The organism is Actinokineospora sp. HUAS TT18, assembly GCF_051364635.1.
Classification (GTDB): Bacteria; Actinomycetota; Actinomycetes; order Mycobacteriales; family Pseudonocardiaceae; genus Actinokineospora.
Map to the genome: position 1 here is coordinate 2,310,802 of NZ_CP195645.1, position 24,350 is coordinate 2,335,151.

General features: G+C 70.9%; 17 protein-coding genes. 2 read left to right on the forward strand and 15 right to left on the reverse strand.

Features of this window, described 5'->3' with window-relative positions:
- Positions 1 to 262 precede the first annotated feature (262 nt).
- From ACSHT8_RS10255 to ACSHT8_RS10320, 14 genes are all read right to left on the reverse strand, one after another.
- Positions 263 to 1,276 carry a sugar phosphate isomerase/epimerase family protein gene (locus tag ACSHT8_RS10255; protein ID WP_436500016.1) on the reverse strand — a complete coding sequence of 338 codons (1,014 nt, stop codon included), beginning with the start codon at positions 1,274 to 1,276 and terminating at the stop codon, positions 263 to 265.
- Entirely contained in the window at positions 1,273 to 2,643 is a 1,371-nt protein-coding gene (locus tag ACSHT8_RS10260; protein WP_436500017.1) for an alkaline phosphatase family protein, read from the reverse strand. The genes ACSHT8_RS10255 and ACSHT8_RS10260 overlap by 4 nt, the downstream gene beginning before the upstream one ends.
- Entirely contained in the window at positions 2,640 to 3,731 is a 1,092-nt protein-coding gene (gene eboE, locus ACSHT8_RS10265) for a metabolite traffic protein EboE (RefSeq protein ID WP_436502032.1), read from the reverse strand. Before eboE ends, ACSHT8_RS10260 begins: the two co-directional genes overlap by 4 nt.
- On the reverse strand, positions 3,731 to 4,582 hold the full coding sequence (locus tag ACSHT8_RS10270; protein ID WP_436500018.1) for a TatD family hydrolase: 852 nt from the start codon (positions 4,580 to 4,582) through the stop codon (positions 3,731 to 3,733). The genes eboE and ACSHT8_RS10270 overlap by 1 nt, the downstream gene beginning before the upstream one ends.
- A complete protein-coding gene (locus tag ACSHT8_RS10275) occupies positions 4,582 to 5,952 on the reverse strand; it encodes an EboA domain-containing protein (RefSeq protein ID WP_436500020.1) in 1,371 nt (456 codons plus the stop codon). Before ACSHT8_RS10275 ends, ACSHT8_RS10270 begins: the two co-directional genes overlap by 1 nt.
- On the reverse strand, positions 5,949 to 6,803 hold the full coding sequence (locus ACSHT8_RS10280) for an SCO3242 family prenyltransferase (RefSeq protein WP_436500022.1): 855 nt from the start codon (positions 6,801 to 6,803) through the stop codon (positions 5,949 to 5,951). Before ACSHT8_RS10280 ends, ACSHT8_RS10275 begins: the two co-directional genes overlap by 4 nt.
- Positions 6,800 to 7,954: an inositol-3-phosphate synthase gene (locus ACSHT8_RS10285; RefSeq protein ID WP_436500024.1), complete on the reverse strand. Its 1,155-nt coding sequence runs from the start codon at positions 7,952 to 7,954 to the stop codon at positions 6,800 to 6,802. Before ACSHT8_RS10285 ends, ACSHT8_RS10280 begins: the two co-directional genes overlap by 4 nt.
- Before the next feature lie 107 nt (positions 7,955 to 8,061).
- Positions 8,062 to 14,151 (reverse strand): ThuA domain-containing protein, encoded by a 6,090-nt coding sequence (locus ACSHT8_RS10290; protein ID WP_436500026.1) that lies wholly within the window; start codon positions 14,149 to 14,151, stop codon positions 8,062 to 8,064.
- Positions 14,152 to 14,207: 56 nt separating this feature from the next.
- Positions 14,208 to 15,068 (reverse strand): sugar phosphate isomerase/epimerase family protein, encoded by an 861-nt coding sequence (locus tag ACSHT8_RS10295; protein WP_436500027.1) that lies wholly within the window; start codon positions 15,066 to 15,068, stop codon positions 14,208 to 14,210.
- Positions 15,069 to 15,070: 2 nt separating this feature from the next.
- Positions 15,071 to 16,252 carry an ABC transporter substrate-binding protein gene (locus ACSHT8_RS10300; RefSeq protein WP_436500029.1) on the reverse strand — a complete coding sequence of 394 codons (1,182 nt, stop codon included), beginning with the start codon at positions 16,250 to 16,252 and terminating at the stop codon, positions 15,071 to 15,073.
- A gap of 28 nt (positions 16,253 to 16,280) precedes the next feature.
- Positions 16,281 to 17,288 (reverse strand): ABC transporter permease, encoded by a 1,008-nt coding sequence (locus ACSHT8_RS10305; protein ID WP_436500031.1) that lies wholly within the window; start codon positions 17,286 to 17,288, stop codon positions 16,281 to 16,283.
- A complete protein-coding gene (locus tag ACSHT8_RS10310; RefSeq protein WP_436500033.1) occupies positions 17,285 to 18,295 on the reverse strand; it encodes an ABC transporter permease in 1,011 nt (336 codons plus the stop codon). Before ACSHT8_RS10310 ends, ACSHT8_RS10305 begins: the two co-directional genes overlap by 4 nt.
- Positions 18,292 to 19,779 (reverse strand): sugar ABC transporter ATP-binding protein, encoded by a 1,488-nt coding sequence (locus tag ACSHT8_RS10315; RefSeq protein WP_436500035.1) that lies wholly within the window; start codon positions 19,777 to 19,779, stop codon positions 18,292 to 18,294. Before ACSHT8_RS10315 ends, ACSHT8_RS10310 begins: the two co-directional genes overlap by 4 nt.
- Complete coding sequence (locus ACSHT8_RS10320; RefSeq protein WP_436500037.1) at positions 19,776 to 20,900, reverse strand: Gfo/Idh/MocA family protein; 1,125 nt, start codon at positions 20,898 to 20,900, stop codon at positions 19,776 to 19,778. The genes ACSHT8_RS10315 and ACSHT8_RS10320 overlap by 4 nt, the downstream gene beginning before the upstream one ends.
- A gap of 86 nt (positions 20,901 to 20,986) precedes the next feature.
- Here ACSHT8_RS10320 and ACSHT8_RS10325 point away from each other — a divergent pair, with 86 nt between their 5' ends.
- Entirely contained in the window at positions 20,987 to 22,204 is a 1,218-nt protein-coding gene (locus ACSHT8_RS10325) for an ROK family protein (protein WP_436500039.1), read from the forward strand.
- A 1-nt stretch (position 22,205) separates the two neighbouring features.
- Here ACSHT8_RS10325 and ACSHT8_RS10330 read toward each other — a convergent pair whose 3' ends face one another.
- On the reverse strand, positions 22,206 to 22,556 hold the full coding sequence (locus ACSHT8_RS10330; protein WP_436500041.1) for a hypothetical protein: 351 nt from the start codon (positions 22,554 to 22,556) through the stop codon (positions 22,206 to 22,208).
- Between the two features lie 60 nt (positions 22,557 to 22,616).
- On the opposite strand from ACSHT8_RS10330, the gene ACSHT8_RS10335 reads away from it, so the two are divergent.
- Positions 22,617 to 24,299: a SulP family inorganic anion transporter gene (locus tag ACSHT8_RS10335; RefSeq protein ID WP_436500043.1), complete on the forward strand. Its 1,683-nt coding sequence runs from the start codon at positions 22,617 to 22,619 to the stop codon at positions 24,297 to 24,299.
- Positions 24,300 to 24,350 lie beyond the last annotated feature (51 nt).

Genomic DNA, 24,350 nt, shown 5'->3' on the forward strand with positions numbered 1-24,350 from the left:
TGGGCAGTCGACGCGGAAACAGCATGATTTGCCGCAATCGGGTAACGATGAATCGTCGCCGCAACGGCGGCCCTTGATCTTTGAGCCCCCTTTTTTTGTAGGTCAGAACACATAACAATAGTAAGTAAGGCCCATTTGCCCCGAATCAAGGCGAACCACCCAAACAGGCATTCCCGTAGCGGCCCTTGCGCTGCTTAGGGCTTGAGTGCGTTGTTTGGCACGGATCTTGCGTTTGGTGGGCGTGACCTGCGTTGCTTGAGGGTCAGTGGGTGTCGGGCTTGGTGCTGAAAGCGGCGTCGAAGGAGGCAGTCGGTGGGTCGAATACCAGGTTCCGCACGAAGTTGACCGCCTCCTGTGCACCCCGCAACCGGTCCATGCCCGCGTCCTCCCACTCCACCGAGATCGGGCCCTTGTACCCGATCGAATTCAGTGCGCGGAAGCAGTCCTCCCAGGGCACGTCCCCATGCCCGGTCGACACGAAGTCCCAGCCTCGCCGCGGGTTGCCCCACGGCAGGTGCGACCCGAGCCGACCGCCGCGGCCGTCGAAGCGCTTGCGGGTGTCCTTGCAGTCGACGTGGTAGATGCGGTCGGCGAAGTCCAGGATGAAGCCGACGGGGTCCAGGTCCTGCCACACGAAGTGCGAAGGGTCCCAGTTGAGGCCGAAGGCCGGGCGGTTGCCGATCGCGTCCAGCGTTCGGCGGGTGGTCCAGAAGTCGTAGGCGATCTCCGACGGGTGGACCTCGTGGGCGAACCGGACACCCACCTCGTCGAACACGTCCAGGATCGGGTTCCAGCGGTTGGCGAAGTCGGTGTAGCCGTCCTCGATGACCGACTCCGGCACCGGCGGGAACATCGCCACGTACTTCCAGATCTTCGACCCGGTGAACCCCACCACCGTGTCCACCCCGAGCTTCGCCGCCGCGCGGGCGGTGTCGGCCATGTCGGCGGCGGCGCGCCTGCGGACGCCCTCCGGGGAGCCGTCGCCCCAGATGCGGGTGGGGAGGATGGCCTGGTGGCGGAAGTCGATCGGGTCGTCGCAGATCGCCTGGCCGACCAAGTGGTTGGAGATGGCGTAGACCTTCAGGCCGTGGCGGTCGAGTTGGGCGAGCTTGGCCTCGACATACCCGTCCTCCGACACCGCGCGGTCGACCTCGAAGTGGTCGCCCGAACAGGCGATCTCCACCCCGTCGTACCCCCACTTCGCGGCGAGTGCGCACACCTCGTCGAAGGGGAGGTCGGCCCACTGGCCGGTGAACAGGGTGATCGGGCGGCTCATCGAACGGGCTCCTTCACTGAGATACCTTGCAGTTCGAGCAGGAAATCGCGGACCTCGGTCGCGGCGAGCCGCGTGCGCGCGGCGGCCGGGTCGGAACACAGCAGCACCGGACCGTCCTCAGGCTGGTCGGGCAGCCTGCCGTGCGTTCCGCGCACGCACGACGGGTCCAGGGGCACGATGCTCATCGTGTACCGCAGGCCGAGCTTCTTGCGCGCCAGGTTCAGCGCCGCCTTGCCCTTGACCAGCGGGTCGGCCGGGTTGAAGAACAGCTCCGCCGGGTCGTATCCCGGCTTGCGGTGGATGTCGACACCGCGGGCGAAGTCCGGCGCGCGGTCGTCGTCGGTCCAGTAGTAGTAGGTGAACCAGGCGTCAGGCGCGGCGATCGCGACCAGCTCACCCGCGCGCTCGTGGTCCAGCCCCGCCGCGGCGCGCTCGACCACCGAGTCGACCCCCGGCAGCTCGCTCAAGATCCGCTTCACCGTCGGCAGGTCGGCCGGATCGGGCACGTACACGTGCGCGATCTGGTGGTCCGCGACCGCGAACGCCCGCGACGTCCACGGGTCCAGATACTCCATGCCCGCCTGGGTGTAGACCTCCAGCAGCCCTTCCCGGCGCAGCTCCCGGTTGATGTCGACCGGCTTGCGCGCGGGCGTGATCCCGTACTCCGACAGCGCGACCACGGTGGCACCGAGCGCCCGGGCGTCGTCGAGCAGCGGGGCGATGGCCGCGTCGACCTCCCGCGCCGCCACCACGGCCTCCGGGGAGTCGGGGCCGAAGCGCTGCAGGTCGTAGTCCAGGTGCGGCACGTACACCAGCAGCAGGTCCGGCTGGTCCTTCACCAGGATCTGCCGGGCCGCCCCGACGATCCACTCGCTCGACTTGATCGACGCCGTCGGCCCCCAGTACTGGAACAGCGGGAACTCGCCCAGTTCCCCGGTCAGCCGGTCGTGCAGCTCCACCGGGCGCACGTAGCAGTCGGGCGACTTGCGGCCGTCGGCGTGGTAGATGGGCCGCGGGGTGACGACGATGTCGGTCGAGGCGCCCATCGCGTACCACCAGCACACGTTGGCCACCTTGTAGCCGGGGTGCTCACGGCGCGCGGTCTCCCACACCTTCTCCCCCGCCACGAGCGCGTTGTGCTGGCGCCACAGGTGCACCTCGCCGGTGTCGCGGAAGTACCACCCGTTCCCCACGATCCCGTGTTCCTCGGGGGTACGGCCGGTCAGGAACGTCGACTGCACGCTGCACGTCACCGCGGGCAGCACCGTGCCCAGCTCGGCCTGCCAGCCGAGGCGGGCGAGATTCGGCATGTGCGCCAACAGCTTCGGCGTCATACCAACGACGTCGATGACCACCAATGGCTTCATACGAGCGCTCCCAAGTTCTCCGCCGCCCAGCGCAGCTCCGCGGCGATGCCCGACGACAATCCGGCCTGGTCGAAGCCGGGCAGCACCGACCAGGTGTAGGTCTCCACCTCGATGTGCGGCGCCGCCCCCGCCGACCGCAGGGCCGCCAGCGCGGCCAACAGCACGCCGGTGGTCGAGGTGAGCGGCGCGGGCGGAGCGGCGTGCAGCGGTACGTGGAAATGGACCCGCCACGGGTGGTCGGCGGGCAGCTCGGCGAAGGCGTCCGGCAGGTCGTCGGCAGCCAGCACGCCGAGCGGGCTGTTCTCCCGGACCTGGTGCAGGTAGCGCGGCTCGGCGAACTCCGCCAGCGCCGCGGCGGACTCCGGCGACCCCGGCGAGGCGACCTCCAGCGCCGCCGAAGCCTGCACCTTGACCACCGACAGCCCCGCGTCGTAGATCGACGCGACGGTCGGGGCCGGGTCGGCGAACGACACCGCGAGGTGGCAGGTGTCCAGGCAGAGCCCGACGTACTCGGGGTCGACGTTCCCGGCCAGCCAGCCGACCGCGTCGGCCACGGTGTCGAGCACGCAGCCCGGCTCCGGCTCGACGGCCAGCCGGATCGGCCGGTCGGACACGGTCCGCAACACCTGGGTGATCGTGCCGAACGCCGCCCGCGCGCGGGCGTCGTCGGCCGCCGTCCACGGCTCCCGCCAGCCCAGCGGCAGCGTCGAGATGCTGCCGTAGGCCGCCGAGTCGGGCAGCAGGTCGGCGAGCACGGTCGCGCAGTCGGCGGTGTAGCCGACGCGGCGCCGGTCGGTCCAGCGCGGCAGGTAGACGGCGTGCTTGACCACCTCGTCGTGGAAACCGCCGTAGGGGAAGGCGTTGAGCGTGCTCACGGTCAGCCCACGCGCGTCGAGTTCGGCCCGCAGGCCGCGCCGCGCGGTCACGTCGGCCGCGAGCGCGGTGGCGACCGGCGCCGACAGCCACAGGCCGAGCGCCAGCGTGTCGGCGCCGAGTTCCTCGCGCACCGGCACGGCGTAGCGGTCGAGCTGGGCGACGACGCCGGCGAGGTCCTCGGCGGGGTGGACGTTCGTACAGTAAGCCGGGATCACGCGCGTTCCCCGCGCAGCACCGAGTTGCCCGCGAACGTCTCGCCGGTGGCCACCTCGTCGAGCATGAGGCGTCCGCTCTGGCCGTAGAAGTCGACCGGGTTCTGCCACAGCACGGTGTCCACATCGGACTCGGTGAAGCCCGCCGCCAGCATCGCGGCCCCGGTCTTGATCGTCTTGAGCGGGTCGGAGCGGCCCCAGTCGGCCGCCGAGTTCACCAGGACGCGCTCGGTGCCGAACTCCTTCAGGATCGCGACCATCCGCGTCTCGTCCATCTTGGTGTCCGGGTACACCGAGAAGCCCATCCAGCAGCCGGAGTCCTTGACCAGCTTCACGGTCATCTCGTTGAGGTGGTCGACGGCGACGTGCTCGGCGGGAATGCCGGACTCGGCGACCATGTCGAGCGTGCGCTGGGTGCCCGCGGCCTTGTCCCGGTGCGGGGTGTGGACGAGCGCGGGCAGCCCATGCTCGACGGCCATCTCCAGCTGCCGGGCGAACGCGTAGTCCTCCTCCGGGGTCATCGAGTCGAACCCGATCTCGCCGACCGCGACCACGCCGTCCTTGGCCAGGTACCGCGGCAGCAGGTCCAGGACCGGCACGCACCGCGGGTCGTTGGCCTCCTTGGGGTTCAGCGCGATCGCGCAGTGGTGCCGGATGCCGAACTGGGCCGCGCGGAACCGCTCCCAGCCGATCAGCGCGTCGAAGTAGTCGGTGAACGAGCCGACCGACGTGCGCGGCTGTCCCAGCCAGAACGCGGGTTCGACCAGCGCGAGGACCCCGGCGGCGCGCATCGCCTCGTAGTCGTCGGTGGTGCGGGAGGTCATGTGGATGTGGGGATCGAAGACACGCATCAGCTCTGGCTCCTCAGCAGGTCGACGGCATCGGCGGGCACGGCGCGCCCCGCGGCCGTGCGTTCGTCGGCGAAGGCGCCGACCATGCGCAGCAGTTCGCCGTCCACCCGGCGGTCGAGCCCGGCGACGGCGGCTAGCGGGATCGAGGTGAACAGGCACTTCAGGACGCCGTGGCGCCAGGCGTGCTGGTCGAGGTGCTCGGCGGCGAACGGCCCGAGCGCGGCGGCGACCAGCGTGGTGTCGTTGGTGCGCAACGCGTCCTTGACGATGTCGACCCCGGCCTCCGGCGCGAGCTTGCCGACCTCGGCGAGCGCGTGCAGGACACCGCGGCGCTCGGCTTCGTCGCCGTAGCGGTAGAGGTCGGTCAACTCTTGGCCGAAGTCGTCGGCCACCGCGGCGCACGCGACGAGCAGCCGGGTGCGCGCGGCGTCCGCCGCCGACTGCCCGACTTCCCGGCCGACCGCGGGGAACAGCTTGCGGATCGACTCGGGTGAAGTCCGCACCGACTGCTCGGCAGCGACCAGCCACGGGTGATCCACAGTGGACATCGCGGAGCGGAGCGCGTCGAGCGCGCGGCGGGCCACGTCGGGGGCGGCGTGGCTGTGCCGGGGCAGCTCAACCGCGGCCAGCCCGGTGTAGCCGACCTCGGTCAGCGCGGCCAGGGTCGCGGGCAGGTCGAGGACGCCGTCGCCGAACTCCAGGTGCTCGTGCACGCCGGGCAGCATGTCGTCCAACTGCACGTTGACCAGCAGGCCAGCGGCCTTCCGGATGCAAGCGGCGGCGTCCTCGGGCTCGACGGCGACGCAGTGGCCGACGTCGAGAGTGATGCCCAGCAGCTCCGGCGACCCCAGCTCGGCCCGCAGCCGCAGCGCGTCGCCGAGCCGTTCGACCAGCATCCCCGGCTCAGGCTCCAGCCCGAGCGGCACCCCGTGCTGGGCGGCGCCTTCGAGTACCTCGGAGACACCGGACAGCATCCGCGCCCACGCCGCGCTTGGCTCTACTGTGGACGGGCGGATCCCGGACCAGAAGGACACGCAGTCCGCGCCCAGCGACGCCGCGATCCGGATGGCCCGCAGCAGGAAGTCGACCCGGACCTCCTGCGACTCGCTGACGAGCGTCGGGTGGTGCTTGTGGCGCGGGTCCAGCAGATACCGCGCGCCGGTCTCCACCACGACGCGCAGCCCGAGCTGGTCGAGCCGGGCGGCGATCCGGTCGGCCTCGCGGCCGACGTCGTCGGCGAACGGGTCGAGGTGGTGGTGGTCGAGGGTGAGGGCGACGCCGGTATAGCCGAGGTCGGCGATGACCGCGAGGGCGTCGTCGAGCCGGTGGTTGGCGAAGCCGTTGGTGCCGTAGCCGAGGTGGAACGTCATGTCGGGCTCACCTTCCGGCTCAGCCGCCGCGCCAGCGGCAGGGCCAACGAGACCAGCGCCGCGCCGAGGACCGAACCGCTCCTGGCGGCCAGCGCGGACTGCAGGGGGACCATTCCGTGGATGCCGGCTTTCGTCGCCTGGCGTACCGAGGCCGCGGTGGGGTCGACGAGGGCGGCGTACTGCGCCCGGCCGACCGTCGCGGCGTAGGCCACCGCGCCCGCGACCCCGGCGAGCCGGTGCCGCGGTGACGGCGCCGGTCCCCCGATGGCGGCCAGGGCGGTGACCGCGGTGCCGCCGAGCGCGGCCGTCGCCGTCGCGCTCGACCCGCCGTGCACCTCGCCCCGCGACAGCGCGGTCACGGCCAACGTGTGCGAGGCCAGCGCCGCCGCGGCGGGCAGCGCCGCCCCGGACCGGGCGTGCCCCGCGCCCAGCAGCACGTCCAGCCCCCGGCACGCGGCCATCGCGACCGGGCCGACCGGGGTCGACTTCAGCACCGTGTCGTAGGACCAGACCGCCGCGGTCAGCAGGCCCGCGACCCGCAGCGAGTCCCGGCCGCCCGCCCACGCGGCGATCCCGAGCCCAGCCGCGCTCAGGCCGACCGCGGTCGCCAACGCCGCGTTCGGGCTGATCCGCCCGGACGGGATCGGCCGCTCCGGCCGCTCGACGGCGTCCAACCGCCGATCCGACCAGTCGTTCAGCGCCATCCCCGACCAGTACAGCGCGACCGAGGCGAGCGGCAGCAGCAACCGCCTGCCGGTCAGCGGCCGCCCGCTCGCCGCCGCGCCCGCGACGGTGTCACCGAGCACGGTCAGCGCGGCGGGGGCGCGGACCAGCTGGACGTAGGGGTTCATCGGGCCAGCTCCCCGGCCCAGCGGTACAGCTCGCGGGTCTGCTCGGCGAAGCGGTGCTCGTCGGAGCCCAGCGGGTCCTTGAAGAACACCGCCAGCGCGCCCAGCGCGCCCGACTGCCCGTCGGCGTGCGCCGCCGCGGCGAGCCTGGCCAGGTCCAGCACCAACGGCGCCGCCAGCGAGGAGTCCAGCCCGGTCCAGGTGAACTGCAGAGTCATGCGCGCGCCGAGGAAGCCCTCGAACGACACGTGGTCCCACGCGGTCTTCTGCTCGCCCAGGTCCGGCACGTTGTCGATGTGCAGCGGCGCGGTCACGTCGTGGCCGAGCAGCGCCGCCAGGCCGCGGGCCTTCGACTCGAGCTTGCTCGCCGCGCGGCTGGGGTCGTGCAGGGTGGCGCCGTCGCCGCCGCCGAGCAGGTTGGTGCCCGCCCACGACCGCACCCGCAGGGCGCGGGCGGTGAACATCGGCGCCAGCACCGTGCGGAGCAGCGTCTCCCCCGTCTTCCCGTCCCGGCCCGCGAAGGGGATGCCGAGATCCTTGGCGAGGCGCTCCAGCACCGGCAGCGCGATCCCCGTCGACGGGGTGAAGTCGACGAACGGGCAGCCCGCCCGCAGCGCCGCGTAGGCCGAGACCGAACTCGGCGGCAGCACCGAACGGCTCGCGTCGGCCATCGCCGACTCCAGCGCGGCCAGGTCGTCGTGTTCCGGCACGAACGGCACGGGCGGCTCGGTCGACGACACGTTGACCACGACCACCCTGTCCAGCCCGTGCCGCTCACGGAACCCGACGATGTCGGCCACCATCCGCTCGGCGGCCTCGGCCTGGCTCCCGTGGTGGCTCACCGGGTGGTAGCCGTCGCGGATCTCGGCGTCGACCGCGCGGAGGTCTGAACCAATCAGCCCGAGCAGGTGCCCCGGCAGCACGCCGGACGCGGCGAGGTGCGCCGCGGTCTTCTCCAGGGGCGTCGACACCACGTCGTGGCCGCCGACGACCAACTCGTCCCAGCGGGGCAGCGGCACGTCGGCGAACTCCGGGCGCTCCGTCACACATCCTGTCGGCGGCGCCAGCCCCGCCCGCAGCGCGAGCAGCCCGCTGACGGCGGTGGTCGAGACCGACCCGCGCGCCCCGATCAGCCATAACCCAGTCCCAGCCATGACGCCGTCCTTCCCTCGCTTAGCCGACGGGGCGGCGCCGGGCGGCGGTGATGCCGCCCGACGCCTGCCGTCGCGGGGCGCGGTCCGGCAACCGCGCCCCAGACGTACTAGTTCCCGCGCAGTGCCGTGATGACCGCTCCCGCGTCGCCCACCAGCAGGTCCCGCACGGGCACATCAGTGACCTTTCGGGTGGCGAGCTTACGGAAGTCCTCGAGCTTGGCGATGGCCTTGGCCCGGTCATTTTTGGCGAGGTGCGCGGCGGCCGTGTCGAGCTGCTCACGCATCGTGCGCGCGGTCTCGGCCGTGATGCGCCGCTCGGCGGCGAACCGGTCCACCAGCGCCCGCAGGTCGGGCACCGACGTGGTGACGGTGAAGGTCACCGTCACCTGCCGGGTCAGCCCCGCGGCGTCGGTCGCGGTGACCACGACCTGGTGCGTGCCCAGCGCCAGGTTGCGCATCGCGACGGTCTGGTTCGCCGTCAGCGCCGCGCCGTCGAGCTTGGCGCTGACCGACCCGACACCCGAGGTCGCGTCGGCGGCCTGCCAGCCGACGACACGGTCCAGCGAGTGCCCGTAGCTCGCGCCGTCGACCAGGCCGGACACCGTCACCGTCGGCGCCGCGGCGTCGACCTTGACCGTGAGCGAACCCGGCGCCGACACGTTGCCCGCGACGTCACGGGCCTGGTACTCGACCACGTGCGTCCCGTCGCCGCCCACGGTGAACGGCGCGGTGTAGGACGTCCAGGTGCCGTTGTCGACCCGGTACTCGGTCGCCGCGACCCCGGAGCTGTCGTCCTGGGCGGTGATCGTCACCGTCGGCGCGGCTGTCCACCAGCCGTTGGCCCCGGCCGACCCGGTCGCCGCGGCGGTCACCGTCGGCGCCGTACTGTCCACACCGGACACGCGGAACCAGTCGAAGTCGACCTGCACCGAACCCGCGGTCTGCTGCGGGCCGATCGCCATGACGCCGAACTTCGGGCTCGGGACGTCGTTGGTGACCGCGGCCCCCAGCGAGGTCCACGTGGTGCCGTCGCCGCTGATCTCGCCGGTGTAGTTGGTCCCGGTCTTCTTCAGCCGGAGCTGCCACCAGCCGCTCGACGGAGCGGTCAGCGCGATGCTCTGGTTGCCGCCGCCGCCGAACTGCGCCGCGTTCTCCGACACCAGCTCGGCGCGAAGGGTCCGTGCCGAACCGGGGTTGTTGGTCGCCACGACGTCGAACTTCACGTAGTCGTCGTCGTTGCCGTAGACCATCAGTCCGGCGAGCTGGTACTTCTCCACCAGCGGCGCCGAGATCCGCGTCTCGACCGTCCAGTCGCCCGCGGGGGCGTTCTGCAGGACGAAGTTGCGCGGGTTCTGGTTCGACGTGCCGTTGATGTCACCCGGCTGGGTGTCGATGCTCAACCGGCCGCCGGTCATGTGGATCGTCGGCAGGTCGGGTCGGACGACGGCGTCCCAGCGGCAGCCGTCGAGCCGGTCGCTGTCGAACTCGTCGCTGTAGGAGATCGCCGGATCCGGCACGCCGCAGGTGATCGCGGGCAGTTCCGGCAGCCGCAGGCGGAACCAGTCGAAGTCGACCCGCACCGAGCTGGTCTGCTGTGGACCGATCGCCATCACACCCACCTTCGGGCTCGGGACGTCGTTGGTGACCGCGGCCCCCACTGACGTCCACGTCGTACCGTCGCCGCTGATCTCGCCGGTGTAGCTCGTCCCGGTCTTGGTCAGCCGGAGCTGCCACCAGCCGCTCGACGGAGCGGTCAGCGCGATGCTCTGGTTGCCGCCGCTGCCGAACTGCGCCGCGTTCTCCGCCACCAGCTCCGCCCGCAGGGACGGCGCCGACCCGGCGTTGTTGACCGCGACCACGTCGAACTTCACGTAGTCGTCGTCATTCCCGTACACCATCAACCCGGCCAGCTGGTACTTCTCCACCAGCGGCGCCGAGATCCGCGTCTCCACCGTCCAGTCACCCGCCGGGGCGGTCTGCAGGACGAAGTTGCGCGGGTCCCCATTGTTCGTGCCGTTGATGTCGCCCGGCAGGGTCTTGATGCCCAACTTGCCGTCGGCCACCTGCATGCTCGGCAGGTCCGGCCGGACCACCGCGTCCCAGCGGCACCCGTCGAGCCGGTCGCCCGCGAACTCGTCGTTCGGCGGCACGTCCGTGCCCGGGGTGGCGCAGGTGATCGGCGGCGTGCCCGACGCGGTCAGGTGGAACCAGTCGAAGTCGACCGTCACCGGGCCGTTGGTCTGCTGCGGTCCGATGGCCATGACGCCGACCTTCGGGCTCGGCACGTCGTTGGTGACCGCCTCGCCGAGGGAGACCCACTCAGAGCCGCCGTCGCTGATCTCGCCGACGTAGTTGCCGCCGGTCTTCGTCAGCCGCAGGTGCCACCAGCCGCTCTCGGGCGAGCCGAGCGCGATGCTCCGGTTTCCGCCGTTGCCGAACTGAGCGGCGTTCTCCGACACCAACTCCGCCCGCAGCGACGGCGGCGAACCGGCGTTGTTGGTGGCGACCACGTCGAACTTCACGTAGTCGTCGTCGTTGCCGTACACCATGAGCCCGGCCAGCTGGTACTTCTCCACCAGCGGCGCCGAGATCCGCGTCTCCACCGTCCAGTCGCCCGCGGGGGCGTTCTGCAGGACGAAGTTGCGCGGGTTCTGGTTCGACCCGCCGTTGATGTCACCCGGCTGGGTCTCGATGCTCAACCGGCCGCCACTCATGTGCATGGTCGGCAGGTCGGGTCGGACGACGGCGTCCCAGCGGCAGCCGTCGAGCCGGTCGCTGTCGAACTCGTCGCTCTCCGGGACCGTCGGGTTCGGCACTCCACAGGTGATCGGCGGCATCGGCGCGGGGCGCACCACCACGGGGGTCGTCACCGTCTTGGTCCGGCCAGCAGAGTCGGTGACCGTCACCGAAGCGGTGAAGGTGCCGTTGGCCGCGTAGGTGTGGTTCACCGAGGCACCGGAACCGGTGGTCCCGTCACCGAAGTTCCACGCGTAGGTGAACGGGGTGTTGTTCTCCGGGTCAGCGGCCGTCGCGGTGAAGGCGACGTCGAGCGGCGCGGTGCCGCTGGTCGGCTGCGCGTTCACCACGACGTGCGGGGCCGCGTTGACCGAGACGCCCTTGCCGATGAAGGTGAACGAGTCCACAGTGAACTGGTTGTTCGCCGTGGTGCGGAACACCGCGACGAGCTTCATGGTGCCACCGGGGTCGGTCACCGCGACGTCGGGCAGCGTGACGTAGCCGGTGGTCGCCGGGACCGGGATGGTCGCGACCAGGCCACCGGTCGGCGAGTCCTTGCGCAGCTCGATGGAGCCGCCCGCGGACGCCGCCGAGACGCGGGCCGTGACGTGGTCGATCTGGTGCAGGTTGACCGGCGAGTACGCGATCCAGTCGCCGTTGGAGATGTCCCCGACGCGCTTGCCCGCCTCGGCGGCCGCGTCGGACTGCGCGGTGACGCCGGAGGACTCGCCGTAGAACTCGGCCTGCTTGTGCTTGGGCTGGATCACCGCGACGTCGCGGCCGACCAGCGGCGGCAGCGAGCCCGCGCCGCTGTCGGTGTAGGACGCGTCGACGGAGTAGAAGATGTCGCTGTCGGCGTGGCCCTCGTCGACGACCGTCGGGAACTGGCCGGAACAGGCGTTGATCTGGTCGATCGGGTGGGCGTGGGCCTCGTGGCCGAGCGCGGGCTGCACGACGACGCGCCCGCAGTCAGGCGTCCCGTCCTCGGGGTCGGTGATGTCCAGGTTGAACGCCACGTCGTCACCGAAGTCGAAGAAGCCGCCGTCCACCGGGTTGGCCATCGTCACCGTCGGCGCGGTGTTGCCGACGGTCACGGCCACGTTCGCCACCGCGCTCTTGCCCGACGTGTCGGTCACCGTGAGCTGGGCGTTGTAGACGCCGTTGGCCGTGTAGGTGTGGCTCGGGGTGGCCCCGGTGCCGGTGCCGCCGTCGCCGAAGGTCCACGCGTAGGTCAGCGCGGTGCCCTCCGGGTCGGACGAACCCGCGCCGGAGAACGCGACCGCGAGCGGCGCCTGGCCGGAGGACGGCGTGGCCGCCGCCTTGGCCGTCGGCCGCCGGTTGCCCTGGGTGTAGTCGATCCGGTAGACGCCGGAGTCGGCGTTGTCGCGTCCGTAGCCGATGCCCCACTCGACGAGGTACATCGCGCCGTCGGGACCGAACTTCATGTCCATCGGGGACGCGGGAGTCGCCGAGGTGTACCACGGGTCGATCTTCAGCAGGCCACCGTTGTCGTCCTGGGAGAAGGTCCAGAACTTGTTGCGCGCCCACTCGTAGAAGAACGGCTTGCCGTCGTAGTACGCCGGGAACTTGGTGTCCGACACCAGGTTCGGGTCGAACTCGTAGCGCGGGCCCGCCATGGGCGCCTCGCCGCCGCCGCCCATCTCGGGGAACTTGTTGCCGTCGGCTCCGTTGCCGTACCAGACGTCGGCCGCGCGGGCGGCGGGCAGCGTGGTCAGGCCGGTGTTGTTCGGCGAGGTGTTGGTCGGGTTCGCGCAGTCGAACTTGGCGCCGGAGGTGCCGGTGGCGAAGTCGTAGTCGTTGAACGGGATGTTGTTGCCCACGCAGTACGGCCAGCCGTAGTTGCCCGGGTTCTTGATCACGTTCCACTCGACCAGGCCGGCGGGCCCCCGGTTGGCGTTGTCGCCGCCCGCGTCGGGGCCGTAGTCGGCCAGGTAGAGCGTGCCGTCGGAGCTGACGTTGAAGCGGAACGGGTTGCGGAAGCCCATGGCGTAGATCTCGGGCCTGGTCTTCGCCGTGCCCGGGGCGAACATGTTGCCCGCCGGGATCGTGTAGGTGCCGTTGGGCTCCGGGTGGATGCGCAGGATCTTGCCGCGCAGGTCGTTGGTGTTCGCCGAGGTCCGCTGGGCGTCGAACAGGACGCGGCCGTTGCGCTCGTCGATCGGGGCGTACCCGCTGGACTGGAACGGGTTCACGTCGTCGCCCACACCGAGGTACAGGTTCCCGTTCGGGCCGAACTCGATGTACCCGCCGGTGTGGCCGGGCTCCTCGGTGCGCGACGCGGGCACCTCCAAGACCGTGACCTCACTGCTCGGCGTGATCGCGTTGCCCTGGACGGTGAACCGGGACAGCCGGTTGATCTCGGCGGTGCCCGGCGGCGAGTAGTACACGTAGATGTGGTTGCTGGTGGCGAAGTCCGGGGCGAGCGCGACGGAGATCATGCCGTCCTCGCCGCCGCTGTAGACCGGCTTGGCCAGCGCGGTCGAGGTCGCGCCGGTCGCCGGGTCGTACACGCGGATCTCGCCGAGCAGCTCGGTGAAGAACACCCGGCCGTCCGGGGCGATGTCGAGCGAGGTCGGCGCGTGCGTGGTGTCGTCGAGGGTGACCTTCTCGAAGCTGCCGTCCACGGTGGCCGAGCAGTCGGCCGGGACGGCGCCCGCGGCGGTGCGGATGCCGCCGAGGATGTGCGCGACGAAGTTCGGCTCGGTGTAGTCGGCGATGTTGTGGCCCATGCCCGTCGCCCACACCCGGCCGCCCTCGGCGTCGCGGCACCACGAGATCGGGTGGTCGGTGCCCATGGCCTCGGGGCCCGCGTTGTAGGTCTTCTCATCGACCTCGACCAGGGAGTGCACCTTGCCGCGCATCGACGGCTTGAAGTTGTACCACTCCTCCGCCTTGACCCAGCGGTCCGGCAGGTGCTTGGTCGACTCGTGCACCTCGTCGATCTGATAGGAGGTCGCGGTCAGGCCGTTGACCGCGTGCGCGGTCATGTGCGAGCCCGCGAGCACGAAGTTGTCCCACCACGGGAACTGCGATTCGATGTTCATGTCCGTCGCGTTGTGGATCGCGACGATGCCGCCACCGTTGTTGACGTAGGTCTGCACGGCGGCACGCTGGGCGTCGGTGTCCCAGACCATGCCGCCGTTCTGCAGCATGATGACCACGTCGAAGGTGGCGAGGTTGGCGTCGTTGAACTGGTTCGAGTCGTCGCTGGTGACCACCTCGAAGTGGTGGTCCGTCGCGAGCTGCTCGATCATCGCGATCCCGGCGGGGATCGAGTCGTGTCTATAGCTGCCGGCAGCGACCTTGGTGAAAAGCAGGGCACGGAACTCGGCGTCCTGTGCGTGTCCAGGATGAGCCGCGGCGGCGGGGACCACACCGATCATGACCAGCAAGGCCAGCACCACAGCCATCGCGGTGCGCAGGGGCGAAACGGACTGCATAGTCCTCACACTTTCTTTTCACGCGGCGTGCCGGCGCCGTAGACGGTTGAGCTTGCTCAGGCGGTTTTCCCGACCACCTCCCGCAGGAAGTCCAGACCGTCCAGAGCGAGCGCGTCCTGGCTGGCCGCCAGCGGCCGCCAGATCGACGCGGCGGTGGCGATGCTCGCGTTCTCCGCGGTGAACGACTCGATGCACAGGGGGCCTGTGTACTCCGCGTCGGCCAGCGCGGCCAGGAAGCCGGGCCAGTCGAGGTGGTCGGCACCGGGCGCGCCGCGGTCGTTGGCGCACACCTGCACGTGGGCGATGCGCCCACGCGCGGCGCGGACCGCGGCCGCGATGTCCTGTTCCTCGATGTTCTGGTGGTAGATGTCCAGCGCCACCCCGCAGCCGTCGACCGGCAGCCCGTCGAGGGCGGTCAGGGTCTGGTCGACGGTGTTGAGCAGGCTGGTCTCGTAGCGGTTGAGCGGCTCGACGGCGACCCGGACCCCCGCCGAGCGGGCGTGCTCGACGACGGGGGCCAGGTTGTCGCGCAGCTCGGCGTAGGCGCTGGCGCGGTCCGCCGGGGAGAGCCGCCAGGTGCGGCCGACCGAGGTGTAGGCGGGTCCGGCGATCACCGGCGACCCGACCTCGGCGGCGATGTCCACCACCGTGCGCAGATAGTCCTGTGTGGACGACACAGTGGCCGCGTCCGCCGCGACGAGCTCGCGGCCCGGCGGCATCACCAGGCACACGGTCGCGCCGAGGCCGTGCTCGCCGAGCACGCGCGCGGCGTGTGCCGGACTCCAGTCGCCGACGTTCTCGACCGGCAGTTCCAGCACCCCGAACCCCCACCCCGCCGCTTTCGCGGCGAGGTGGGTGATCGACTCGTCAGTGAGCGGGGAAGTCCACACCCACGTGTTGACACCGATCTGATGCACAGTTACTTCCAGGGTCCGGGGTAGCCTGCCATGGTCTCGCAGCCACACATGGCGTAGTGCAGCGGAGGCATGTCCTGCTTGACGAAGCTGCTGACGTTGTCCTGCGTGATGCGCGGCTGCGGCAGCACCCACTCCTTGGGCACCTGCTGGCCCGCCAGGATCTTCAGCGCGGCCACGATCGGCGTGCGCCACTGGTAGGTCGGGTACGTCGGGGCGATGGCGGTCAGCTTCTCCTCGGCCCACAGGCGCAGGAAGTCCTGCTGGTCCTCGCCCACGATGGCCGGGAGCGCGACGCCCGCGTCCTGGAACGCCTCGATCGCGGCGACCGACGTGGCACCGGCGTCCATCCAGACACCGTCGATCGTGCCCTCGCGCTGGAGGAAGTCGCTGACGATGCTCTTGGTCTTGGCCGCGTCACCATCGGTGAACTCCACGCCGACGACCTTCAGCTGGCTGCCCGCGAAGATCTCGTTCGCCGCGGCCCACCGCTGCTCCAGCACGTCGACACCGGGAAGGATGCGCAGGGCGAGGATCTTGCCGCCCGGCTTGACCTTCTCCTTCAGGAACTCCGCGCCGTCGGCGCCGAAGGCGAAGCCGCCGATCGGGTGGATGAAGGTGACCGGGCAGTTCGTGGTGACACCGCGGTCGAACACGATAACCGGCACGTTCGTCTTGCACGCGGCCTCGACCGCCGGGGTCAGGGTCGCGGTCGTGTTGGGCGAGACGATGATCGCGCTGCAGCCCTGCGAGGCGAACGACTGCAGGTCACTGATCTGCTTGTCGTCCTTGCCCTCGGCGTCGAGCACCGTGAACTTGGTGATCTCCTTGTGCAGCTTCACCTCCTCCTGCATGGTCTTCCAGCCGACCTGCCGCCACGGGTTGTCCACCGAGGCGTTGGAGAAGCACAGGTTGTAGTTTCCGCCCGGCTTGGCGAACTTGGCGGTGTCGACCATCTCGGGTGCCAGCATCTGCTCCCACGGCTTGTCCGCGGGGCCTTCTGCCTTGATCGAGCGCTGCTTCAGCTGCTTGTCGTAGACGGCCTGGTCGAAGAACTTCGACTTGGCCGCGGCCTCGGTGGGCTTGTTGGCCTCGCTGCTCCCCCCGCTCTGCGCGGGCAGGTCGCTGGAACACCCCGCCAACGCGAGCGCGCCCGCGACGGCGACGACATACCATTTCCGGTTCATCAGTATTTTCTCCTTGGCACTACAGGGTTTAGCGGGGAGCTGGTTCGAGGCGGGCCTTGCGGGTGAAGACCTTGTGCCTCAGGCCCGCGCCAAGTGAGGCGTAGGCGACGGCGGCGATGATGATCACGCCCTGCACCGCGGACTCCAGCGCGCCGGAGACACCGAGCAGGTTCAGCAGAGAGAAGAGAGCTTCCAGGGACAACGCGCCCGCCGCGGCGGCCACGACCGAACCGCGCCCGCCACCGAGCAGGACGCCGCCGAGGACCACGGCCGTGATGGCGCGGAACTCCAGCCCCGTCCCGACCTGGGCGGACACCCCGGCGAACCCGCCGAGCAGAATCGCGGCGAGCGCCGCGAGCAGCCCGGACAGGACGAACGCGAGGATCTTGAGTTGTTCGACCTTGCCGCCCGCCAGGCGCACGGCGTCCTCGTTGTCGCCGACGGCGACCAGGGTGCGGCCGACGCCACCGCGCATGAACAGCACCGCGGCGACGAGCACGACCAGCAGGATCACCACTGACCACGGCACCAGCCCGAGGACCGGAACGTCCACCCCGCCGCGGCCGAACACGCGGAACGACGGTGAGAGCGCGCCGCGCGGGGCACCGCCGGTCCACAGGAACACCGCGCCGTCGAGCACGAGCAGCATGCCCAGGGTGACGATGAAGGACGGAACCAAGAGCTTAGTGGTGATGAGGCCGTTGACAAGTCCAATGAGGACACCGAAACCAAGCAGCAATGGAATGACCCACGCGGTGGCCGAGTCCTCGCCGTTGATCAGCCGGGCCGCGATCACCACCTCGGCGGTCACCAGCGAGCCGACCGACAGGTCGAACCCGCCGGACACGACCACGAAGTACTGCCCGATGGCCAGGATCACCAGCGGCGCGGCGCGCTTGAGCAGCGCGAGGTAGCCGCTGGGGTCGGAGTAGGCGGGTCCGGCGATGGCCAGCCCGATCAGCAGGGCGACAAGCACGACCAGTACGGGAGCGGTGCCCTCGGCCAGCCGAGGGCTCCAGGACTTCGCTGCGTTCACGCCGACCTCCGGGACAACTGGCGGCGGGCGTAGAGCGCCACCGCGAGGATGAGGACGATGCCGCGCACGACGTCCTTGAAGAACGGGTCCACGGCGAGGTCGTCGAACACGGTGTCCAAAGTGGCCAGGATCAGCACGCCGCCGATGGTGCCGACGATCCCGCCCCGGCCACCGGCCAGCGCGGTGCCGCCGAGCACGACCGCGGCGATGGACTCCAGGTCGTAGCCCGCGTCCGTGCCGACGTAGGGAGCGCCCGATCCCAGGCGGGAGGCCAGGAACACCCCGGCGAGCCCGGCCGCGACTGCGCACAGCACGTGCGCGATGACGATGGTCCGGCCGGTCCGCACACCCGACAGCCGGGCGACGTCGATGTCGCCGCCGACGGCGTACATGTGGTAGCCGGAGCGGGTCCGCCGCAGGTACCACCAGGCCGCCGCCGCGATCGCCACCATGAGCAGCGACGCGATCGGCACCGGGCCGAGCCGGTCGAACCCGAGGTGCTGGAACGCGCGCGGGACGCTGCCCGCGGGTCCGGTGTAGTTGTCCTCAAGGTAGCCGCGCAGGATCAGCGCGACACCGAGCGTCGCGATGAACGCGTTGGCCTTCAACACGGTGATGACCAGGCCGTTGACCAGCCCGACCGCGGCGGCGACGCCGAGTGCGAGCAGCACGCCCGGCACCATCATCGAGTCGCTGCCCGCCATGGTCTCCGCCGCGACGAGAGAACACAGTCCGACCAGGTAGGCCACCGACAGGTCGAGCGACCCGGTGACGATCACCATCGTCTGGCCGACCGCGACCAGCCCGAGGACGGTGCTGCGGGTCAGGATGTTGAGGATGCCGCCCTGGTCGAGCAGCACGCCGCCCTGCAGCGCCACGAGGATGCTGCCCACGATCAGCAGCGCCAACAGCGCCAAGTAGACGGTCACGGTAGGGGTGATGCGGACTTTCCCCGGCCTGGGCACCTTCTTGCTCCTCACCGGCGGTTTCGCTTCGACGATGGTCATGCCGGCACCCCATGACCTGTGGCGAGTCCCATGACGGCTTCCTCACTGGCGCCCGCGGGAAGTTCGCCCGCGATGGCACCCTCGTGCATGACCAGGATCCGGTCGCTCATGCCGATCAGCTCGGGCAGTTCCGAGGAGATCATCAGGATGGCGACCCCATTGCCCGCCAGCTCGCGGAGCAGCCGGTGGACCGTCTGCTTCGCCCCGACGTCGATGCCGCGGGTCGGCTCGTCGACGATCAGCACCCGGGGCGCCACGGCCAGCCACTTGGCCAGCACGACCTTCTGCTGGTTGCCGCCGGACAGGTAGCGCACCTCCTGGTGCTGCCCGCGCGCGACGACCGCGACCGACTTCAACAGCTCGGGCAGGTCCGTGTGCTTGCGGGCCTTGGCCCCGCGCAGCGCGGCGCGGCGCACCAGCAGCGCGTTGTCCCGCACCGACTGGTGCAGCGCCAGGCCCTCGGCCTTGCGGTCCTCGGTGACGAACGCGATGCCCTTGCGCACCGCCGACCGCGGTCCGCGCACGCGCTGCTTCACGCCGTCGAGCTCCACGCTGCCCGACGTGAACGGCTGCACGCCCCAGATCGCGCGCGCCACGGCGGACCGGCCGGAGCCCTGCAGGCCCGCGATGCCGACGATCTCGCCCGCGCGCACGTCGAATGTCACGTCGCGCACCCGGGAGTTGCCCGCGCCGCGGAGGGACAAACGGACCGCGCCGAGTGCGTCGTCATCGGCGCGGTCCGGGTACAGGGCGTCGAGGTCGCGGCCGACCATGTACCGCACGAGCTGGTCGGACGTCAGTTCCTCGGTCGGCGCGCAGTGGACGAACGCGCCGTCCTTGAGCACGGTGATGCGCTGGCTGAGGTCGAACACCTCACGCATGCGGTGCGAGACATAGAGAATGGCGATCCCGCGCTCGCGCAGCCGCCGGACCAGGTCGTAGAGCAGCTCGACCTCGTGGTCGGCGAGCGCGGCGGTCGGCTCGTCCATGGCCAGCACGGTCGCGTCGGTCGACAGCGCCTTGACGATCTCCACGACCTGGCGCTGGGCGACCGACAGGCGGGTCACCTCGGCGGTCGGGTCGATGCCGTCCTCGCCGAGCCAGTCGAGGAGGTCCTTGGTGTCGGCGACCATCTTGCGGCGGTCGACCTGGCCGCGGCGCACCGGCTCGCGGCCAAGGTAGACGTTCTCGGCGACGGTGCGGTGCTCCAGCAGGGTGAACTCCTGGTGGATGATCGCGATCCCGGCGGCCTGCGCCTCGTGCGGCGCGCCGAAGGACTTCTCCTCGCCCGCCACGAGGATGCGGCCGGAGTCCGGCTTGTGCACGCCTGCCAGCACTTTGAGCAGCGTCGACTTGCCTGCGCCGTTCTCCCCCATCAGCGCGTGGACCTCACCCGCGTGGAGCTCGAGGTCGACCCCGCGCAGCACGGGGACGCCGAGGAAGCCCTTGTGGATGCCTTCGAGTCGGACAGCGGCAGCGGTCACGGGGTCACCTCGATCCAGTCGCCGCCCGCCGCCGCCGAGGCCAGCACGGCGTCGGTGATCCGCACGGCGCGCAGGCCGTCGGCGAAGGTGGGCAGTCCGTCGGGGGTCTCGCCGCCGACGGCGCGGTAGGTGTCGGCGACGAAGGCGTCGAAGCAGTCCTGGTAGCCCTGGGCGTGGCCCGCGGGCAGCAAGGCGTAGCGGGCGGCCGACTCCGAGAGGGTGTCCGGGTCGCGCAGCAGCACCTGGCTGCCCTCGCGTCTGCCCACCCACAGCCGCTCCGGGTCCTCCTGGTCGAAGCCGAAGCTGGCCTCGGTGCCGGAGAGCTCCAGGTGCAGCCGGTTCTTGCGGCCCGCGGCGACCTGGGAGACGACCAGGGTGCCGAGGATGCCCGACTCGGTGCCGAAGTGCACCGCGGCGGCGTCCTCGGTGGAGGCGTTGGCCGCCGACGGCCGGTCCTGCACCACGGCGGTCTGCGCGGAGAGCCGGACGATCCGATCGCCGGTGACGAACTCGAACAGGTCGCACCAGTGCGAGCCGATGTCGGCGAAGGCACGCGACGGCCCGCCGATCGTGGAGTCCACCCGCCAGTCGACGTCGGTCGACCGCGACAGCCAGTCCTGCAGGTACCCGCCGATCACCGTGGAGACGACCCCGGCCTCGCCCCGGGCGAGGCGGGCGCGCAGCTCGCGGACCATCGGGTGGAAGCGGTAGACGAACGGCACCGTCGCGACCCGCCCCTCCGCGGCCTCGACGAGCCCCTGCGCGTCTTCCAGGCTGGTCGCCAGCGGCTTCTCGCACACCACGTGCAGGCCCGCTTCGAGCGCGGCGCGGGCGACCCCGGCGTGGTCGGCGTTGGGCGTGCAGACGTGCAGGACGTCGATGTCGGCGTCGGACAGCAGCGCCTCGAGCGTCGGGTAACCGCGCTCGGCGCCGACGGCCAGCGCGGCCCGTTCGGCACCCCCAGGGCTCCCGCCCAGCGCGGCCACGACCCGGACGCCCGCCCGCCGCGCGGCCTCGGCGTGGACGCGGCCCATGAAACCGGCGCCGACCACCGCGGAGCGCAGGATTCGAGCCTCGGCCACGCCGTCCCCGGCCGCCAAAGTTAGGTGGGTCACAGTCATGTGGCGAACAGTAGGGGGACTATTGGCGGAAGTCAATCAAAAGTCTGGCGAGTTTCGTCCAAGTTAGGACGCGCGGGTGACAGCTAATGACCGACTTCGGGCATTTCTGGTTGACTGAGGAGGTGGAAGCCGAAGTCATCACCGCCACGGCGGGCTCGCCGGGGGAGCTGTTGCGCCTGCTGCGCGACGGTAGGCCGCGCACGCGCGCCGAGCTAGTCGTCGAGACCGGACTCGCCCGGTCCACCGTCCGCGCCCGCCTCGACGCCCTGCTCGACGCCGGGCTCATCACCGACGGCGGCAGCGGCGCGTCGACCGGCGGCAGGCCCGCGGGCCGGTTCGTGTTCAACGCCAAGGCCCGGGTCGCCCTGGCCGCCGAGGTCGGCGCCACCCACGCCACCATCGCCGTCGCCGACCTGACCGGCGCGCTGCTGGCCACCGCCAAGCTCGGCCTCGACATCGCCGAAGGCCCCGAAACCGTCCTGCCGTTGCTCGTCGAGGCGTGGCGCAGGCTGCTGAAGGACTCCGGCCTGGACGAGACCCGGCTGGCGGGCGTCGGCATCGGCCTGCCCGGCCCGGTCGAGCACTCCACCGGGCGCCCGAACAACCCGCCGATCATGCCGGGCTGGGACGGCTACGACGTCCCTGCCAGGGTGGCGGCCGAACTGGACGTCCCGGTCCTGGTCGACAACGAGGTCAACCTGATGGCCCTCGGCGAACACGCCACGTGCTTCCCCGACGCCCAGCACATGATCGTCGTCAAAGTCGCCACCGGCATCGGCTCCGGCTTCATCAGCAACGGCGCCTTGCACCGCGGCGCCGTCGGCGCGGCGGGCGACCTCGGCCACGTCCTGGCCCCCCACGGCGGCGACGCTCCCTGCCGCTGCGGCAACACCGGCTGCCTGGAAGCCGTGGCCAGCGGCCCCGCCATCGCCGCGAACCTGCGCGCGAACGGCATCGACGCCATGACCAGCTCCGACGTGGTCGACCTGGTCCGGGCGGGCAACCTGGAAGCCGGTCAGGCGGTGCGCCAGGCGGGCAGGGACATCGGCGAGGTCCTGGCCGCGTGCGTAAGCATGTTCAACCCGTCGCTGATCGTCATCGGCGGCTCAATCGCCCTGGCAGGCGAGATGCTCCTGGCGGGCGTACGGGAAGCGATCTACCGAAGGTCACTCCCGTTGGCCACGGAGAACCTGGCCATCGTGCCGTCCCAGGCGGGCATCGACGCAGGCGTACTGGGAGCGGCGGCGATGGTCGTGCAGCACGCCCTCTCCCCCGCGGTGCTGGACCACCAGCTCAGCGGGTGAGCTAACGCTGGTTGGGCGGATACCCGCCGCCCTGCTGGAACGGGTGCGCGGGCGCGGGCTGCTGCACCGGAACCGACTGTGCGGCCGCCTGCCGCTCCACGGGCCGGAACGCGACCGCCCCAACCATCCACGCCACCGCCAGAATCGCCATGATCTGGCCTGCCGCGGGCCACGGGAAGTCGGCGTCACCCAGGCTCGCGGCGGCGCCGTTCAACTCAAGTGGACGCTCGTCGACCAGCGACACCCTCGTCGACGGACTTCCCGTCGCGTCGTCGCTGAGCATGCCCATCAGCACACAGAGGGCGCAAAGCAGCATCGAGATCACGCTCATGGCGAAGCACAGAATCCGCATGCGGCGAATCGTAGGCGAGCCCGTCCTGTCCGGTAGGCGTTTCGGAGGCACACTGATCCAGTGCCCGCCCTCCAACGACTGGCCCCCGGCGCAGTCGCCCTGAGCAAGTACGAACGCGCCTGGCTGCGCCCCGACATCATCGCTGGCGTCACCGTCGCCGCCTACCTGATCCCCCAGGTCATGGCCTACGCCGAAGTCGCGGGCCTCGAACCGGTCGCGGGCCTCTGGGCGATCATGGGCTCCCTGCTCCTCTACGCCATCTTCGGCAGCTCCCGCCAACTCTCCGTAGGCCCCGAGTCCTCCACCGCCCTTATGACCGCCGTGGCCATCGCCCCGCTCGCGGCGGGCGACCCGGCGAGAGCAGCCATCCTCGCCCCAGCCCTCGCCCTCATCGTCGCCGTCCTCTGCGTCATCGGCTGGCTCGCGAGACTCGGCTTCCTCGCCGACCTGCTCTCGAAGCCAGTCCTCATCGGCTACATGGCGGGCATCGCCGTCGTCATGATCGTCGGCCAGCTCGGCAAAGTCGCCAAGGTCAACGTCGAGGGCGAGTCAATCGTCAACGAGTTCCAGTCCTTCCTCCGTGAAGCCCACAACACCCACTTCCCCACCGTCGCACTGGCCGCAGGCGTCCTCGCCTTCCTGATCATCGCGAACCGACTCTGGCCCCGACTCCCCGTCCCCCTCATCGGCGTCCTCCTCGCCACCGCCGCCACGGCCCTGTTCTCGTTGCGCGACTTCGGTATCAAGGTCGTCGGCGAGATCCCCGCCGAACTGCGGGTCCCCGGCATCCCGGCCATCTCCGCGGCCGATCTGACCGCCCTGCTGCTCCCCGCCGTCGGCGTCGCAGTCGTCGGCTACACCGACAACGTCCTCACCGCCCGCTCGTTCGCCACCCGCAACGGCTACAAGATCGACGCCAACGCCGAGCTCCTCGCGCTGGGCACGTCCAACCTCGCCTCCGGCCTGCTGCGCGGCTTCCCCGTCAGCAGCAGCGCCAGCCGCACCTCCATCGGCGACGCACTAGGCAGCCGCAGCCAGGCCCACTCACTCGTCGCGATGGCCATGGTCGCCCTCACGCTCCTGTTCGGCCGCACGGTCCTCGGCAACTTCCCCACCGCCGCGCTCGGCGCCCTGGTGATCTACGCGGCGTTCCGGCTGATCGAGCTGACCGAGTTCCGCCGCATCGCCCGGTTCCGCCGCAGCGAGTTGGTCATCGCCCTGGCGACCGTGGTCGCCGTGCTGCTGCTCGGTGTCCTCTACGGTGTGCTCGCCGCCATCGCACTGTCCATCTTGGACCTGCTGCGCCGGGTGGCCCGCCCGCACGACGGCATCCTCGGCTACGTCCCCGGGGTCGCGGGGATGCACGACATCGACGACTACGACAACGCCGAGCAGGTACCGGGCCTCGTCGTCTACCGCTACGACGCCCCGCTCTTCTTCGCCAACGCCGACGACTTCCGCCAGCGCGCCATCGCCGCGCTCGAAGCCGCGCCCACCCCGCCCCGGTGGTTCCTGCTCAACGCCGAGGCGAACGTCGAGATCGACCTGACCGCCATCGACGCGCTGGAGGAGCTGCGCGCCGAACTGGACCGCCGCGGCATCGTCTTCGCCATGGCCCGGGTCAAGCAGGAGCTGCGCGACGACCTCGAACGCGCCGGTTTCCTGGACAAGGTCGGCGACCACCGCGTCTTCGCGACCCTGCCCACGGCCGTCGCGGCGTTCCGCGACGCCGAGCGAATGTGAAGAACTTGTTCTGGTGGGGTCACCGACCTGTGCCGAACTGGCTTCGCCGTC

Excerpts from the sequence above, each read along its gene's own strand:
- ACSHT8_RS10310 (WP_436500033.1), bottom strand. The coding sequence starts at position 18,295 with ATGACCATCGTCGAAGCGAAACCGCCGGTGAGGAGCAAGAAGGTGCCC.
- ACSHT8_RS10260 (WP_436500017.1), bottom strand. The coding sequence starts at position 2,643 with ATGAAGCCATTGGTGGTCATCGACGTCGTTGGTATGACGCCGAAGCTG.
- ACSHT8_RS10325 (WP_436500039.1), top strand. The coding sequence starts at position 20,987 with ATGACCGACTTCGGGCATTTCTGGTTGACTGAGGAGGTGGAAGCCGAA.
- ACSHT8_RS10330 (WP_436500041.1), bottom strand. The coding sequence starts at position 22,556 with ATGCGGATTCTGTGCTTCGCCATGAGCGTGATCTCGATGCTGCTTTGC.
- ACSHT8_RS10290 (WP_436500026.1), bottom strand. The coding sequence starts at position 14,151 with ATGCAGTCCGTTTCGCCCCTGCGCACCGCGATGGCTGTGGTGCTGGCC.
- ACSHT8_RS10270 (WP_436500018.1), bottom strand. The coding sequence starts at position 4,582 with ATGCGTGTCTTCGATCCCCACATCCACATGACCTCCCGCACCACCGAC.
- ACSHT8_RS10320 (WP_436500037.1), bottom strand. The coding sequence starts at position 20,900 with ATGACTGTGACCCACCTAACTTTGGCGGCCGGGGACGGCGTGGCCGAG.
- ACSHT8_RS10280 (WP_436500022.1), bottom strand. The coding sequence starts at position 6,803 with ATGAACCCCTACGTCCAGCTGGTCCGCGCCCCCGCCGCGCTGACCGTG.
- ACSHT8_RS10255 (WP_436500016.1), bottom strand. The coding sequence starts at position 1,276 with ATGAGCCGCCCGATCACCCTGTTCACCGGCCAGTGGGCCGACCTCCCC.
- ACSHT8_RS10300 (WP_436500029.1), bottom strand. The coding sequence starts at position 16,252 with ATGAACCGGAAATGGTATGTCGTCGCCGTCGCGGGCGCGCTCGCGTTG.
- ACSHT8_RS10285 (WP_436500024.1), bottom strand. The coding sequence starts at position 7,954 with ATGGCTGGGACTGGGTTATGGCTGATCGGGGCGCGCGGGTCGGTCTCG.
- ACSHT8_RS10275 (WP_436500020.1), bottom strand. The coding sequence starts at position 5,952 with ATGACGTTCCACCTCGGCTACGGCACCAACGGCTTCGCCAACCACCGG.